This window comes from Cellulomonas pasadenensis (genome assembly GCF_047229365.1).
Lineage (GTDB): Bacteria > Actinomycetota > Actinomycetes > Actinomycetales > Cellulomonadaceae > Cellulomonas.
Genome location: NZ_JBFTEP010000090.1, coordinates 1 through 14,744 on the forward strand (window position 1 = coordinate 1; position 14,744 = coordinate 14,744).

Here is a 14,744-nt window from a genome sequence, read left to right on the forward strand (position 1 = left end):
CCCCCCCCCCCCCACAACCCCTTTTCAACCACCCCCCCCCCCCCCAAAACAACACTTTCTGTGCTTGGGGGGCAGCGTATTTTGTTTAAAAGAGACCGGACCCCGCCGGGGCCGCGGGGCCGGCGGGGCCGGCGCGCCCCGCCGACGGGACGTCGCGCGGGGCGGTGCGCCGCGGGGCCGCCGTCATGGCGTCCGGCACGGCCGTGTCCCGGCTGCTCGGCTTCCTGCGCGCGATGGCGCTCGCCGCGGCGATCGGCGCGACCGGGCAGGCCGCCGACGCCTTCTCCGTCGCCAACAAGCTGCCGAACGTGCTGTTCATGCTGCTCGCGGGCGGCGTGCTCAACGCGGTCCTCGTGCCGCAGGTCGTGCGCGCGTACAAGCGGCAGGCGGGGCAGGAGTACGTCGACCGGCTGCTGTCGTTCGGGTTCGCGCTGCTCGCGGTGCTCACCGTCGGGCTGACCCTGGCGGCGCCGCCGCTCGTCCGCCTGTACGCCGACTTCGCCAGCGAGGCGCAGCTGCAGCTGGCGATCACGTTCGCGTACTGGTGCATCCCCCAGCTGTTCTTCTACGGCGCCTACGCGCTGCTCGGCCAGGTCCTCAACGCACGGCAGTCGTTCGGCCCGTACATGTGGGCGCCGGTCGTCAACAACGTCGTGTCGATCGTCGGCTTCGGCGTGTTCATCGCGGTGTTCGGGCGCGACGTCACCGCGGCCGCGACCTGGGACGCGGGCCGCATCGCCGTGCTCGCGGGCACGGCCACCCTCGGCGTGGTCGCGCAGGCGCTCGTCCTCGTGCCGTTCCTGCGCCGCGCGGGCGTCTCGTACCGGTGGCGCTGGGGCTTGCGCGGGTCCGGGCTGGGTCGGGCGGGCACCGTCGCGACGTGGACGTTCGTGGGGCTGGCGATCGGCCTGCTGGGCAACCTCCTCGTCAGCCGGGTCGCGTCCGCGGCGCCGGGCGCCTCCGACGACGCGTACGTCGCCGGCAACGCGGCCTACGACTACGCCTTCACGTTGTTCATGCTGCCCCACTCGCTGGTGACGGTGTCGCTCCTGACCGCGCTCTTCACGCGGCTGTCGACGCAGGCCCACGACGAGGACACCGCCGCCGTGCGGGGGACCCTGTCGTCCGGGCTCCGTGTGGTCGGGCTCTTCACCGTGCTGGCGGCAGCGGGTCTGGTCGTGCTCGCGGAGCCGGTCACGCGGCTGGTGCTGTTCAGCCAGCCGCAGGGGTCGGTCGACGCGGTCGCGGGCGTGGTCGCCGCGATGGCCGTCGGGCTGCCCGCGTTCGGCGCGTGGTCGATGTGCCAGCGCGTGTACTACGCCTACGAGGACGCGAGGGGCATGGTGCCGATCCAGGTCGCCATGGTCGTCGTCGTGGTCGGCGGCACGCTGCTCGGCCAGGCGCTGCTGCCGAGCACCGCCTGGGTCGCCGGCGCCGGCCTGTCGATGAGCGTGTCGTACGTGGTCGGCGCGGTCGCGGCCCTGGTCCTGCTGCGGCGGCGGCTGCGGGACGTCGACGCCCGCGCCGTCGTCCGCACGCACGCGCGGGCCCTGCTCGCGGGTCTCGTCGCCGCCGGGGTGGGCCTGCTCGGGCTGCTCGCGCTCGAGCGGTGGGGACCCGAGGGCGTCGCCGGCGCCGTCGTGCAGTGCGTCGTGGTGGGTGGCGCGATGGGCCTGGTCTACCTCGGCGGGCTGCGGCTGATGCGGGTCCGGGAGCTCGACCTGCTGCTCGGGCCGCTGCTCCGCAGGCTCCGCAGGGGGCGGGGTCCCGACCGACCCGTCTAGCATGGCCCCGGGGTGGGCGGCCGGCGTGCGCGGTCGGACGTGATCGGACGGGTGGTCGGACGAGCGGAGGTGCGGACGTGGCGGAGGTCGGCCGGGGCACGGTGCTGGCGGGGCGCTACCGCGTGCTCGAACCCCTCCCCTCCGACCTCGACGGCGTGTCCGTCTGGCGGGCGACCGACCAGATCCTCGACCGCCCCGTGCGCGTCCGCGTGCTGCAGTCCGGCGACGTCGCCCCCGCGCTCGACGCGGCCCGTCGCGCCGCCCTCGTCACCGACGCCCGGCTCGTGCGCGTCCTCGACGTCGGTACGCACGAGGGTGTCGGCTACGTCGTCTCCGAGCAGATCGTGGGCGCGTCGCTCGCGCAGCTCGTCGAGAACGGCCCGCTCACGGCCGACCAGGCCCGTGCCGTCGTCGGCGAGGCGGCCGCGGCCCTCGAGGTCGCCCGGCGGCGCGGCGTGCACCACCTCGCCCTGCGCCCCTCCGTCGTGCACGTGTCCGCCGACGGCCGCGTGCTCATCGCCGGGCTCGCACTCGACGCCGCCCTCCTCGGCGTCCCGCACGGCGACGCCACCGCCACCAGCCGCCGCGACGCCGTCGACCTCGTCCGGCTGCTCTACACGGGCCTGACCGGCCGCTGGCCCGCCGACCGCGACGGCGTCCTCCAGGTCGCCGGCATGGAGCTCGCTCCCGTCCTCGACGGCGGTCCCGTGCCGCCCGCCGAGCTCGCCGCCGGCGTCCCCAACGACCTCGACACGCTCTGCACCGTGACCCTCGGCGGGTACGAGGACGGCCCCCACAGCCCCGGCGACCTCGTGCACGAGCTCGAGCCGTGGGGCGAGATCCGCGTGGGCCGGTCCGCCGACGACGTCGCCGCACGCCCGGGCGCCGCCGCCGCGGCGGGGTCGGCGCCGGCCGAGGTCGAGGCCGCGACCGCGCCCGTCCGGGTGCCCCGGCAGTCCGTGCGGACGGTGTTCGACGAGGCGCCTCCCGGCGTCGTGCGTCCCGGCACGCCGCCGCCCGCCGCCCCCGCGCGCGCGAGCGGCCTGCCGACGTCGACGTCTCGGGTGGAGCGCACGAGCGCGCTGCCGGCGGCGGGTGCCGTCGGCGCCGCGGGGGTCGGTGCCGCCGGGGTCGGTGCCGCAGGGGTCGGTGCCGCGCACGGGGCGCCCGCCGCCGCGGCGCCCACCCTGCCCGCCAGCCTCCCGCCCGTCTCCGCAGGTGACGGCGGCGGCGCGCCCGCGTCCGTCCCGCCCGCCGCGGACGACGACGGCTGGGGCACCGCCGCCTGGGGTGGCGACGACGGTGGCGACGACCCGTTCCCGTTCGAGCAGGACGAGCCGGAGGGCCGGCGCCGCTTCGACCCGACGGCCGTCGTGCTGGTCGTCGTGGGGATCGTGGTGCTCGTCGGGCTCGTCTTCGCCGCACGGGCGCTGTTCACGCTGCCCGACGACGGCGACCCGGGCGGCGGCACGCAGGCCGAGGAGCCCGCCGCCCCGCCGTCGTCCGAGCCGCCCGCGGAGGGCGAGGAGCCCGCGCCCGAGGAGCCGGCCGCCGGCGGCCCGCCCGTCGTGCTGGGCATCCGCACCGTCAACCCCACCGACCCGGCGGGCGAGCGCGAGGAGGAGGTCGGCCGCGCGATCGACGGCGACCCGGCCACCTTCTGGTTCTCCCAGACGTACTCGCGGCCCGACTTCGGCGGCCTCAAGGACGGTGTCGGCCTCGAGGTGCGGCTCGCCCAGCCCACCGCCGTCAGCGGAGTGACACTGCTGGTCAACGGCACGGGCGGCAACGTCGAGGTGCGTGCCACCGGCGGCGACGCGCCGACCACCGGCGACGTGCTGGCGTCCGGCCCGATGGGCCCGGAGACGGCCCTGACGTTCGCCGCGCCGGTCGAGACGGACGTGCTCACGGTGTGGTTCAGCGAGCTGCCGACCATGGCCGACGGGCGCTTCCGCATCGAGCTCACCGAGCTGACGGTCGGCTGACCCGGCGCCCGGACCGGGTCGTCGACAGGGCCTCCCGCGGCGCCGCGGACGGGTCCCGCACCGGGAACAGATCGGCCCTACGATCGGTTTGACGGGGCAGATCAGGCCACCACCCGAGGGCCGTCGCCCGCGCGACGCACCGAACGACAAGCGAGGCACCTGTGAGCGCTCAGAACCCCGGCACCACCGAGCAGGGCGACGTCCACGACGTCGTCATCGTCGGTTCCGGACCCGCGGGGTACACCGCCGCCGTCTACGCCGCCCGCGCGGGCCTCGCGCCCGTCGTCGTGGCCGGCTCGGTGACCGCCGGCGGTGCGCTGATGAACACCACCGAGGTGGAGAACTTCCCCGGCTTCCCCGACGGCGTCCAGGGCCCCGAGCTCATGGACAACATGCAGAAGCAGGCCGAGAAGTTCGGCGCGACCGTCCTGTGGGACGACGCGACGGAGCTCGACCTCGCCGGCGACGTCAAGACCGTGACGACCGGCGGCGGCGAGGTCTACCGCGCCCGCACCGTCATCCTCTCCACCGGCTCCGCCTACCGCGAGCTCGGCCTCCCGGACGAGAAGCGGCTCTCCGGCCGCGGCGTGTCCTGGTGCGCGACGTGCGACGGGTTCTTCTTCCGCGACCAGCCGATCGTCGTCGTGGGCGGCGGCGACTCCGCTGTCGAGGAGGCCACCTTCCTCACGCGGTTCGGCTCGAGGGTCACGATGGTGCACCGTCGCGACGAGCTGCGCGCCTCCAAGATCATGGCCGACCGCGCGTTCTCGAACCCGAAGATCGAGTTCGCGTGGAACTCCGAGGTCGTCGGCATCCTCGGCGACGAGAAGGTGACGGGCGTCGTGCTGCGGGACACGCAGACCGGCGAGACGCGCGAGCTCGAGGCGGGCGGCCTCTTCGTCGCCATCGGCCACGTCCCGCGCTCCGACCTCCTCGTCGGTCAGGTCGACCTGGACGAGAACGGCTACGTGCAGGTCGCCGGCCGCACCACCGCCACCAACCTCCCCGGCGTGTTCGCGTGCGGCGACCTCGTCGACCACACCTACCGCCAGGCGATCACCGCGGCGGGTTCGGGCTGCTCCGCCGCCCTCGACGCGCAGCACTACCTCGCCGGCCTCGCGTACACGGCCGACGTCGAGGACCCGATCATCCCCGCCGACGCGACGGCGGACGTCCCGGAGGTGCAGGAGTGAGCACGATCGACGTCACGGACGACACCTTCGAGGCGGAGGTCCTGCGCAGCGACGTCCCCGTCGTCGTCGACTTCTGGGCGCCGTGGTGCGGCCCGTGCCGCATGGTGTCGCCCGTCCTCGAGGAGCTGTCCGAGGACTACGCCGGCCGCGTCAAGGTCGTCAAGGTGAACGCGGACGAGAACCCGCGGCTCAGCCGGGACTACCAGGTGCAGTCGATCCCGCTCATCGCGTTCTTCGCCGGCGGCGAGCTCGAGAAGACGGTGGTCGGCGCGAAGCCGAAGTCGATGCTGAAGGAGGCGGTCGAGGAGGTCCTGCACCTGCAGGGCTGACACCTCCGACCGCCACGCGGTGACGGCTCGCCGTCGTAGCGACGCCCCGGTCGTGTCCCTCGCGGACACGGTCGGGGCGTCGTCGTACCGGGGCGCGCCACCCGGAGGCCGTGCCTGAGCCCGCGGCCGCCTCGGGACCCTCATCGGGACGACCGACGAGGTCCCGAGAGAACGCCGCTGGGCGAAGAAGCGCCGTGGAAACGCCGCCTGTACGGCTACAGAAGTTCCCCCAGAAGCCCTGAGAGCGCCGAACGGTGCCGATCCGCGCTGCCGAGAAAGCCCGACGAGCGCCTCGAGTCGCCCAGGGAAAGCCCCGCCAGCCCGTGCAGGACGCCGCACGACGCCCCGCGGCGTGGTCCGGCGGCCCAGGCCTCGTCTTCCGGAGCCGCCGGCCGTCGCGGGGTCAGCCGCGCAGCAGGCCCGGGTCGTCCGGGGCCAGCGACGAGAGGATCCGGTTGAGGTCCTGCACCGACGCGAACTCGACGGTGAGCTTGCCGCGGGTCTTGCCCAGGTCGACCTTGACGCGGGTCTCGAAGCGGTCGGACAGGCGCGACGCGAGGTCGTCGAGCGCCTCGTTGCGCACGCCCGCGCGGGGGCGGGGACGACGGGTCGGTGCGGTCTCGTCGCCACCGAGCGCCACGATCTCCTCGACGGCGCGGACCGACAGCCCCTCCGACACGATCCGCTGCGCGAGCCGCTCGATGGCGGCGCCGTCCGCGAGTCCCAGGAGTGCCCGGGCGTGCCCGGCGCTGATCACGCCGGCAGCGACGCGGCGCTGCACGAGCGGAGGCAGCCGCAGGAGGCGCAGCGTGTTGGAGATCTGCGGTCGCGAGCGGTGGATCCGCGTCGCCAGCTCCTCGTGCGTGCAGCCGAAGTCGTCGAGGAGCTGCTGGTAGGCGGCCGCCTCCTCGAGCGGGTTCAGCTGCGCGCGGTGCAGGTTCTCGAGCAGCGCGTCGCGGAGCAGGTCGCTGTCGTCGGTGTCGCGCACGATCGCGGGGACGGTCGCGAGGCCGGCCTCCTGCGTGGCGCGCCACCGCCGCTCACCCATGATGAGCTCGTAGCCGTCGTCGACCGCGCGGACGACGACGGGCTGCAGCACGCCGATCTCCCGGATCGACCCGACGAGCTCGGCGAGGGCGTCCTCGTCGAACACCGACCGCGGCTGACGCGGGTTCGGCCGGATCGACTCGACGGGCAGCTCGGCGAAGCGGGCGCCGGGCACCGGCAGGAGCCCGTCGCCGGCGTCGGCCGGCGCGTCCGTGGCGGGGTTCTCCCCCACGGCCGACGCCGTGGCGCCGTCCTGCGCGGCCGCGGCACCGTCGCCGTCCGTGCCGCCCGCGGGTCGGTCCGGCTCCGCGCCGGGCGCACCGTCCACCGCCGATCCGGACGTGTCGGCCGGGGAGGCGTCGTGCGGTGCGACGCCCGTGCCGGCGTCGACCTGCGTCGGCGCGTCGAGGTCTACCGGGTCGCTGACCTGCGTCGACGCCGTCGCGGTGTCCTCAGCGGGCGCCGCCGCCTTGCGCGAGTCGGGGAAGAAGACGTCGACGGGACGCTCCGCCGTCGACCGCGGCTGGTCCAGGCCGGTCGGGATGAGGGCGCCGAGTCCGCGCCCCAGGCCGCGCCGCTTCTCGCTCACTGGTCCTCCTGTACGGGAGCCTGCGCCGCGGGCGTGCCGCTCGCCGGCGTCGTGCTGGACGTGGCGGTCGCCGTGCCGGTGACGGCACGCTCCGCCAGCTCGCGGGCGGCCTCGAGGTACGCGAGCGCACCCGACGAGCCGCCGTCGTAGGTCATGACCGTCTGCCCGTAGCTGGGCGCCTCGGAGATGCGGACCGATCGCGGCACCGTCGTGCGCAGCGTGCGGTCCGGGAAGTGCGTGCGCACCTCCTCCGCGACCTGCTGGGCGAGGTTCGTGCGCGCGTCGTACATGGTCAGCAGGATCGTCGAGACCCGCAGCGTCGGGTTGAGGTGCGCCTGGATGAGGTCGATCGTCTTGAGGAGCTGCGACAGACCCTCGAGCGCGTAGTACTCGCACTGGATCGGGATGAGGACCTCGCGTGCGACCACGAAGGCGTTGACGGTGAGGAGCCCGAGGCTGGGCGGGCAGTCGACGAAGACGTAGTCGATGCGGTCCATGCCCTGGTCGAGGCGCCACTGCAGGTACTGGTCGAGCGCCGTCCGCAGCCGCGTCTCGCGCGCCACCATCGAGACGAGCTCGATCTCCGCACCCGACAGGTCGATGGTCGCAGGCAGGCACCACAGGCCGGGCACCTCGGGGCTCTCCTGCACGGCCTCGTGCATGGGAGCACCGTCGACGAGCACCTCGTAGATCGAGGGCGTGCCGGCACGGTGGTCGATGCCGAGCGCCGTCGACGCGTTGCCCTGCGGGTCGTTGTCGAGGACGAGCACCTTCAGGCCCGCCTGCGCGAGCGCGGCGGCGAGGTTCACCGTGGTGGTCGTCTTGCCGACGCCACCCTTCTGGTTCGCGACGGTGATGACGCGCGTCTGCGGCGGGGCGGGGAACTTGCGCCCGCGCAGCTCGATGCGGCGGCGGGCGTCCACCTGGAGCTCAGCCATGAGCGGCGTGTCGGCGGACGGTCGCGGGAGGCTCTCGACGAGTGCGGCACGGCGCACCTCGTCCGGGTCGGTCGCCGTCGTGTCGACCGACGCGCCCGCGGATGCGGCCGCCTGCTCTCCTACCGTGCCGGTCACGGCACTCCCCTCCCCGTCGTCGTGGCTGTCGCCATCCCGGGTCGGCTGGGGCTCGTCGTGCGGGCCGTCGATGGACGTCGTGGACGTCGCCGCCGCGCTCGCCTCCGCGGCATCCGGGGCCTCCGCGGCGCTGTCACCGACAGCCGCAGAGCCCGTGCTGGCGTCCGGGGTGGCTGACGGCTCAGTCTCCCACGAGTATGCGGCGCCGATGTCGGCGACCGACACGGGCTGGGGACGACCTCCGGCTCGTCGCGGGCGGTTGTCCACCTCGCTCGCGCCCGCACTCGCGACCGACTCGCCGCTGCGGTGCACTGGCGAGTCCGTTCCACGTGAAACGGCGCCGCCGCCGGCGATGCCGTCCGGCCCTGTCGTTCCACGTGAAACGGCGGGCGCGACGGTGGGTGCGCTTCCCTCATGCGCGTCGGCGGGCGTCTGGTCCGCACCCTCGGTTCCACGTGAAACCTCGGTGTCGCGGGCGCTGACGTCGGCCGCGAGCTGCGCCGCGTCCCCGTGGCCATCCGTCAGACGCGCCGAGGTCGCGCGCACGGCGGGTGCTGATGTCTCCTGCACGGCGGTGATCTCCGCGCTGGCAGCAGCGACCAGCGGCGCGCGCGCGCCCGCGCGCGCAGCGGCGCTCGAGACGGTCCGACCCGCCGCGCCCTGCAGCGACGCGCCAGGCGCAGCAGGTGCAGCAGGTGCAGCAGGTGCAGCAGGTGCAGCAGGTGCAGCAGGTGCGAGGGTAGGCAGTGCGACCTCGGTGATTGACGCCCCGGACCGGCGGTCGTCGGCTCCATGACTTCCAGCACCGCCCTCGGTCTCCGTTCCACGTGGAACAGGACCGTCGAGCGCGCCGTCGCGAGCCGCATGGCACGTTTCACGTGAAACGACGCTCTCGGCGCCGACCGCGGTGACGCCACCGTGTCGGGTCGTCTCCCGGGCGTCCGGAGCGGTCCGGCCGGAGGAGTCGGCCGCGACCGCTCCCCCGGTGATCGGGAGGCCGCGCGGATCCTCGAGTGACCCACGTCCGTCCGCACCGGGGTTCGCGCCGGTCACGCTCCGAGGCCCCGCCGGCACGTCTGCGAGCTCGGAGGGCCCGGCCGCGCGTGCCGCCCCGTCCTCGACGGGGGCGACCGACGCGCCGGCGTGCGATGCATCCGTCGACACGTGGGAGCTCGGTCCGGTGCCGGTGGACGGGACGTCGGCCGCCGCACCACCGTCCTGAGGCGCGCCCGCGTGCGCGGGGTCGGGGGCGGCACCGGCGCCCGTCCCGACGGTCCGCGTGTCGGCGCCTCGGTCCGGGCCGCCGTCGTCGCCAGGCGTGGACGGCAGCCAGGTCGAAGGCTCGTTCGCTACGGACGGTGCCGGACCCCTGGGCGGGACGGCCGGCGCGGGACGTGCCTCGAGCGCGGCCTGGGCGCGCGCCTTCTCCTCGCGCCGCTTCTTCCTACCGAACATCACCACTCCCTCCGCGCACCGCTGTGACGACGTAGGTCGGGTCGAGGCCCGGGAGCGTCCGCGCCTCGTGCACGGCCGTCTCGACCAGCCGCAGCTTGCGCACGACGCTTCCCGCCGCCGCGAGCTCGTCACGGGCGCGTGAGCCCTTCAGCGCGACCACGGTCCCGCCCGTGCGCACGAGGGGCACCGTCCAGCGGAACAGCTTGTCGAGCGCCGCGACGGCGCGTGCGGTGACGGCGTCCGCCTCGAGCGCGCCGTCGAGCTCCTGCGCGCGGGCCCGTCGCACGGTCACGTTGCCCAGGCCGGTCGCCGCGACGACGTCCTCGAGCCAGGTCGTGCGGCGCTCCATCGGTTCGACGAGCACGACCTCCGCCTCCGGTCGCATCGCGGCGACCACCACGCCGGGAAGTCCTGCACCCGAGCCGACGTCGACGATGACGCCGGTCGACGGGAGGTACGGCACGACCGCCGCGGAGTTGAGCAGGTGCCGCTCCCAGAGCCGGCCGACCTCGCGCGGCCCGATGAGGCCGCGGAGCTCGCCCTCCTCGACAAGCATGCGGTGGAACCGCTCGACCTGCGGCCACGCCGTCCCGAAGTACTCCGGGAGCCGCTCGTCGCCGTCGAGCGGGTCGGGGGCGTCGTCGCCGGCGGCCGCGGGTGCACGGCCGGTCTCGTCCACCACGCACGACCCCCGGTTCTCGTCGGGCCGCGGCGGCGCGGCGCTCATCGGCTCTCCGGCCCTGGTCGACCGGGCCGCGCGCCTACGCTACTAGGCCCGCGGCGCCCGCAGCCGGTGCACGCGCCGCGGGCACACTCCGGACATCTCCCTCGGGCGGGGCGTGCGGGGCACCGGTGGCTGCCGTCGCTCCGACGCGGTCCGGACGTCGTCCCCGCGGCGGACACAGGTACAGGGCCGGGTGCGGCGGCAGCGGCCGTGTCACGACGAGCATCGCCGGTCTCGCCAGGCCGGTACGGGACCAGCGCAGGACGCACGCGCTGCACGTGACCGGTCCCCGACGCAGCAGGCGCCCGGCCTGAGGCCGTCCGTACCGACGCTCGCGGCTCTCCCGCCGGCTCGCGGGCCGAGCCGCCGCTCCGGACGACCACCTCTCGAACGCCCGCACCGACCGCTCTCACGCCCCGCGTCGTGGCACCGGGGCAGACGCGTCGCCGCTTCCCGGTCCGGCCCGACTCCCCCGGGCCTCTCCCGTCGAGGCCGGGGCACCACGAGTCCCGGTCTCGAGCCCTACCGCCTCGGCCCACACCTGCGTCACCGGCACCGGCACAGACCACTCCGGCGGGATTCAGCCGTACCGCCCTCCCGTCGCCCGCCGACCACCGCAGCAGCGGTGCGACGGCCACGCGACCGGTGCGGCCTTCTCCGTCCGCCGTCGCCGCATCACTGGCACAGCGCGAACGGTCGGTGCCCCATGGCGCCACCCCTCCGCGAAGGCAATCGCGCCGGCGCGGATCGGTCGACGAGCCGCTGCGTCCGTGGGTCAGCTCGCCGCAGCGCGGCGTCGTGGCCGGCCGCGCACAGACGCGTACCGGTGCCCGACGACCACGCGGCATGTGCGCCTCCGCGCCCGGACGCCGTTTCACGTGGAACGGCACCGTACGGCCGCGCCGTGCGACCGGCGGCCGAACCTCCGACCCCGGCTGACTGGGCCGTCGCATCGACGACCCACAGGATGACGCGGCCAGCCGGGACCTCGTTCGGCGCGCGATGGTGCGAGTGCCGCGCGACCAGCGGGGGCTGCCCGACCGCGCGGGACGGGATGGCACCCCGGCACACGAGTCAGACGGCGCGAGCGGGCGTCGACGATCGGCCTGAGGCAACAGCGAACGCAGCCGGAGCCGGCCCTCGATGAGGCTGCCTCCGGATGAGCCGCTCCAGCGCCGTCGGTGCGTCCGGCACCCCCGAGCTCCCCCTACGGCGCCGCGCACTGCTGCGCGCCGGCCCGTGCCGTTCCGGTCCGATCCCGCTCCGCTCCACGCGGCGCGTGTGTCGACGGGAGGCCGCTCGGGCGGTGCTCTGGAGCGGTGACGCCGACACGAGGACGACGAGTCCCCGGACACTTGGCGGCTCCGGTCGCGCGACCACATGCCTGCGCGCGTTCCCCTACCCGACTGAGACTCGCCTAAGGCGGTGGGTCCATGAGCGTGTGCGCCCCGTGAGGATGACGGCGTCGTCGCGGTACCTGGTGTTCTCCGGGAAGCAGTCGGCCCGCTCTCCGTCGACGTCCGCGTCATACGCCTGGCCCCGCGTCGCCGGCGCGCCAGACCCGATGCGGTGGTGCGGACAAGGCGTGCTCCGCCGGCACCTGCGCCCGGGCGCTCCAGGCCTGCGGCATCGAAGTCGTCGTCCCTGCGGGACCGACGAGATCGCCGTCCGCACACGACACGGAGCTCACGGCGGAAGACCACGCGGACGCGAGCAGAGCGACGATCGCGGCCGCGACGCCGCCGAACGCCACGTCGCCCTGACCCAGCAGTGGAGAGGGAGGGCCACCAACGACGCCAGGCTCGCCACCACCTCAGGTGCCGCAGTCATCCCCGCCGCCTGCATCACCTCGTCAGGTAGACAGCCGGTCGTCTACACGTCACGTATGTGCAGCAGGTTGCGCAGGTTCACCTGCCGCCTCACGTGCGCTCGCTCGACGCCGTCGACGAGGACTGCGGCTCCGCACCACGTCGCCCCGCTGAGCTCCACCACACCACGCGCCGCCTCGACCTGGGCACCCGTCGCGACCCAGTCGTCCACGAAGAGCACGCGCTCCCCGCCGCTCGGCAGCGCCCGGCGCGCCCCGAGTCGAAGGTGTCGGTCGCGGTAGTCCGGCGGCGTCGTCACCTGTACCCACGCGTCCGAATCGGCCGCCGACGTATGGTCCTTCAGCAGCTCCACGAACCCGACACGGAGATGGACCACCACCGGGCACCGAGGAGCGAGCCCCGGGACTGCGGTGCGACTATCACCCTCGGCGACACGTCCGGGAACCGACCGGCCAACGCCGGGCCGAGCTGCGCCAGCAGCCCGCATCCCGCCACCACCTGCTCAGGTCGGCGCGCACGTCCGGGTCCGTCCGGTCACCCAGCCCGCGACATCGCTCCCTCAAGCGCTCCTCGATCACGCCTGGTCCTAGGAGCGCTTGCGCACCTCACGAGCGTCCGCGCCCCTGCAGGAGACGCCGCCTGGAGCGGCATGGCGCCGTCGTCGACCAGACGGTCGTCACGGGCGGCCGACCGGCGACCGAGCCGAGCCCGGACGGACAGAGCTCTCGGCGGAGCGCGACGGAGGGCCGACGCGCGCGAGGGGAAGAGGGTGCACGATCCGCACCCGCGGACCTCGGCGAGCTCGTGACGCCAGCGGTCGGCCCGCCACGGCGGACGTGTCCGGTCGCCGGTCCTCCGCTGCGTGTGCCGCGCACGGGTGCTCCGGCACCCGTCGGCGGTCGTCCTGCCCCGCCACCCCATCCCGCCGAGGTGCCGCTCTGGATGCCGGCGATCGTCCCGCCGTCCTGCAGACAACGTCGTCAGGCGTCGCACCCGAGAGGAACGCCCATTCAGTACGGGCGTACGCACGTCAGCCGTCTGCCGACACCTGTGCATCTAGGCGACCTCGCGTACTTGGCGCGCCGACCAGCGTGTTTCACGTGGAACGACCCCGAGCACGCGACCGTCGGCAGTGCGTTTCACGTGAAACGCGGAGCCGACGTGACAAGCCGCGCGGTGCCAACTTCGCTCCGAGCGCACCCCGACGAGGTCGAGCTCGCGGTACGCCGGCACTCGCACCGTGCGGCTCCAGCCCTGCGCGCCGGGGCCTCATCTGACCCAGCCCCTACGCGCGGCACTGACCGACGCGGGGCCGGGACCGACGACACCGTGCGGTCCGACCGCGTCGACGGCGGCTCAGCGACCCTTGTCGAACGCCCTCGTCATTCTCGAGCGGTCGCAGTGAGACCGGACGACGACACGTCGACGCAGTCGCGGGAGCGCGATCTCTCCGTCGCCAAGCGCCGTACGGGTGGGCACGCGGCGATGTGCGCGGTGCGACGACGCACCCACCTCCTGCTCGTCCCGACGCCGAGCGACGCCCTCACCGGCCGACCCTGATCGTCACCCCGTCCCCCACGTCAGCCGAGAAGCGCGGGTTTCCGCACCGTCCGGCGGTCCCGTCCGCGCCACAGAGGCCCGGGCGCCCCCACCCCGACCTCCCCGTATAACCCCGCTGACCGGAGGAGCACACGGCCCACGTGCCGTCCGACGTCACTGGCCGGCTCACTCGACGCTGTCGACCGGCAGCCCGCGCGCGTCGAGGTTCCACGTGGAACGGTGGCGCAGCACGCGGCGTCGTCGCTCCGCGAGCCGCACGGCAACGGGCACACCCGTCGTTCCACGTGGAACACGACCACCCGCGCTGACGCCGGCACCGTCCGTGGTCGATAGCCGACCTTTGCCAGGGACGACGAAGGGCGGCGACCGACGCGGTCGCCGCCCCTCGTACGTCACACACTCAGGCGGGACGCACCACCACACGACGCTGCGGCTCGACGCCCTCCGAGTCGCTGACGAGCCCCGCCTCCGCGACGGCGTCGTGCACCACCTTGCGCTCGAACGGGTTCATCGGCTCCAGGCGGACCGCCTCCCCCGACGAGCGCACCTCGTCGATCGCCACCTGGGCGACGGCGACCAGCTCCGCGCGACGTGCGGCGCGGTGCCCCGCCACGTCGAGCATGAGCCGGCTGCGCTCCCCCGTCCGCGTCTGCACGGCGAGGCGCGTGAGCTCCTGCAGCGCGTCCAGGACCTCGCCGTCGGCACCGATCAGACGGCGCACGGAGGCGTCGTCGCCGTCCTCCGCCACGATCTCGACGGCCGCACGGCCGTGGTCCACGTCGATCTCGATGTCACCGTCGAGGTCGGTGATGTCCAGCAGCTCCTCGAGGTAGTCGGCGGCGATCTCGCCCTCCTCCTCCAGGCGTCGCACGACGTCCCCGTCGACGGCCGTCTCCGGCTGGGTGCTCATGTCTCCTCCGATCACACGCCGCGTGCTCGCGGCCACGTCCGTGGTGCTGCCGTCAGGAGGCGTCGGGGGCCTCGGTGGCCCCGCCGCCCGAGCTCGTGCCGGGTGCACGCGTCGCCCCACCGGGCCGCGTCCCCCCGCCCTTGGCGTTCTTGGGTCGCGCCTTCCCCGCCGCAGCGCCCGCCGTCCCGCCCGCCGGGCTCGTGCCGCCTGCCGGGCGCTTGCTTCCGGCTGCGCCCGTGCCGCCCGCGGCGCCCGTGCCACCGGCG

At 74.8% G+C, this 14,744-nt stretch carries 9 protein-coding genes; 4 read left to right on the forward strand and 5 right to left on the reverse strand.

Annotation, left to right across the window (positions count from 1 at the left end; translation table 11 throughout):
• Positions 1-185: 185 nt before the first annotated feature.
• From murJ to trxA, 4 genes are all read left to right on the forward strand, one after another.
• Positions 186-1,784 (forward strand): murein biosynthesis integral membrane protein MurJ, encoded by a 1,599-nt coding sequence (gene murJ, locus AB6N23_RS12830; protein WP_412866435.1) that lies wholly within the window; start codon positions 186-188, stop codon positions 1,782-1,784.
• Between the two features lie 77 nt (positions 1,785-1,861).
• A complete protein-coding gene (locus tag AB6N23_RS12835) occupies positions 1,862-3,769 on the forward strand; it encodes a protein kinase family protein (RefSeq protein ID WP_412866436.1) in 1,908 nt (635 codons plus the stop codon).
• A gap of 161 nt (positions 3,770-3,930) precedes the next feature.
• Positions 3,931-4,962 (forward strand): thioredoxin-disulfide reductase, encoded by a 1,032-nt coding sequence (gene trxB, locus AB6N23_RS12840; protein WP_412866437.1) that lies wholly within the window; start codon positions 3,931-3,933, stop codon positions 4,960-4,962.
• A complete protein-coding gene (gene trxA / locus AB6N23_RS12845; protein WP_412866438.1) occupies positions 4,959-5,291 on the forward strand; it encodes a thioredoxin in 333 nt (110 codons plus the stop codon). Before trxB ends, trxA begins: the two co-directional genes overlap by 4 nt.
• 403 nt (positions 5,292-5,694) lie before the next feature.
• Here trxA and AB6N23_RS12850 read toward each other — a convergent pair whose 3' ends face one another.
• The 5 genes from AB6N23_RS12850 to AB6N23_RS12870 all read right to left on the reverse strand — a co-directional run bounded on the left by AB6N23_RS12850 (position 5,695) and on the right by AB6N23_RS12870 (position 14,478).
• Positions 5,695-6,927 (reverse strand): ParB/RepB/Spo0J family partition protein, encoded by a 1,233-nt coding sequence (locus AB6N23_RS12850; RefSeq protein ID WP_412866439.1) that lies wholly within the window; start codon positions 6,925-6,927, stop codon positions 5,695-5,697.
• Positions 6,924-7,865, reverse strand: coding sequence for a ParA family protein (locus AB6N23_RS12855; protein ID WP_412866440.1), 942 nt, complete (start codon positions 7,863-7,865; stop codon positions 6,924-6,926). Before AB6N23_RS12855 ends, AB6N23_RS12850 begins: the two co-directional genes overlap by 4 nt.
• 1,579 nt (positions 7,866-9,444) lie before the next feature.
• Positions 9,445-10,182: a 16S rRNA (guanine(527)-N(7))-methyltransferase RsmG gene (rsmG, locus tag AB6N23_RS12860; RefSeq protein WP_412866441.1), complete on the reverse strand. Its 738-nt coding sequence runs from the start codon at positions 10,180-10,182 to the stop codon at positions 9,445-9,447.
• A 1,869-nt stretch (positions 10,183-12,051) separates the two neighbouring features.
• Positions 12,052-12,384, reverse strand: a complete 333-nt coding sequence (locus tag AB6N23_RS12865) for a hypothetical protein (protein ID WP_412866442.1) — start codon at positions 12,382-12,384, stop codon at positions 12,052-12,054.
• Positions 12,385-13,968: 1,584 nt separating this feature from the next.
• Positions 13,969-14,478, reverse strand: a complete 510-nt coding sequence (locus AB6N23_RS12870; RefSeq protein ID WP_412866443.1) for a Jag family protein — start codon at positions 14,476-14,478, stop codon at positions 13,969-13,971.
• Positions 14,479-14,744: the final 266 nt, after the last annotated feature.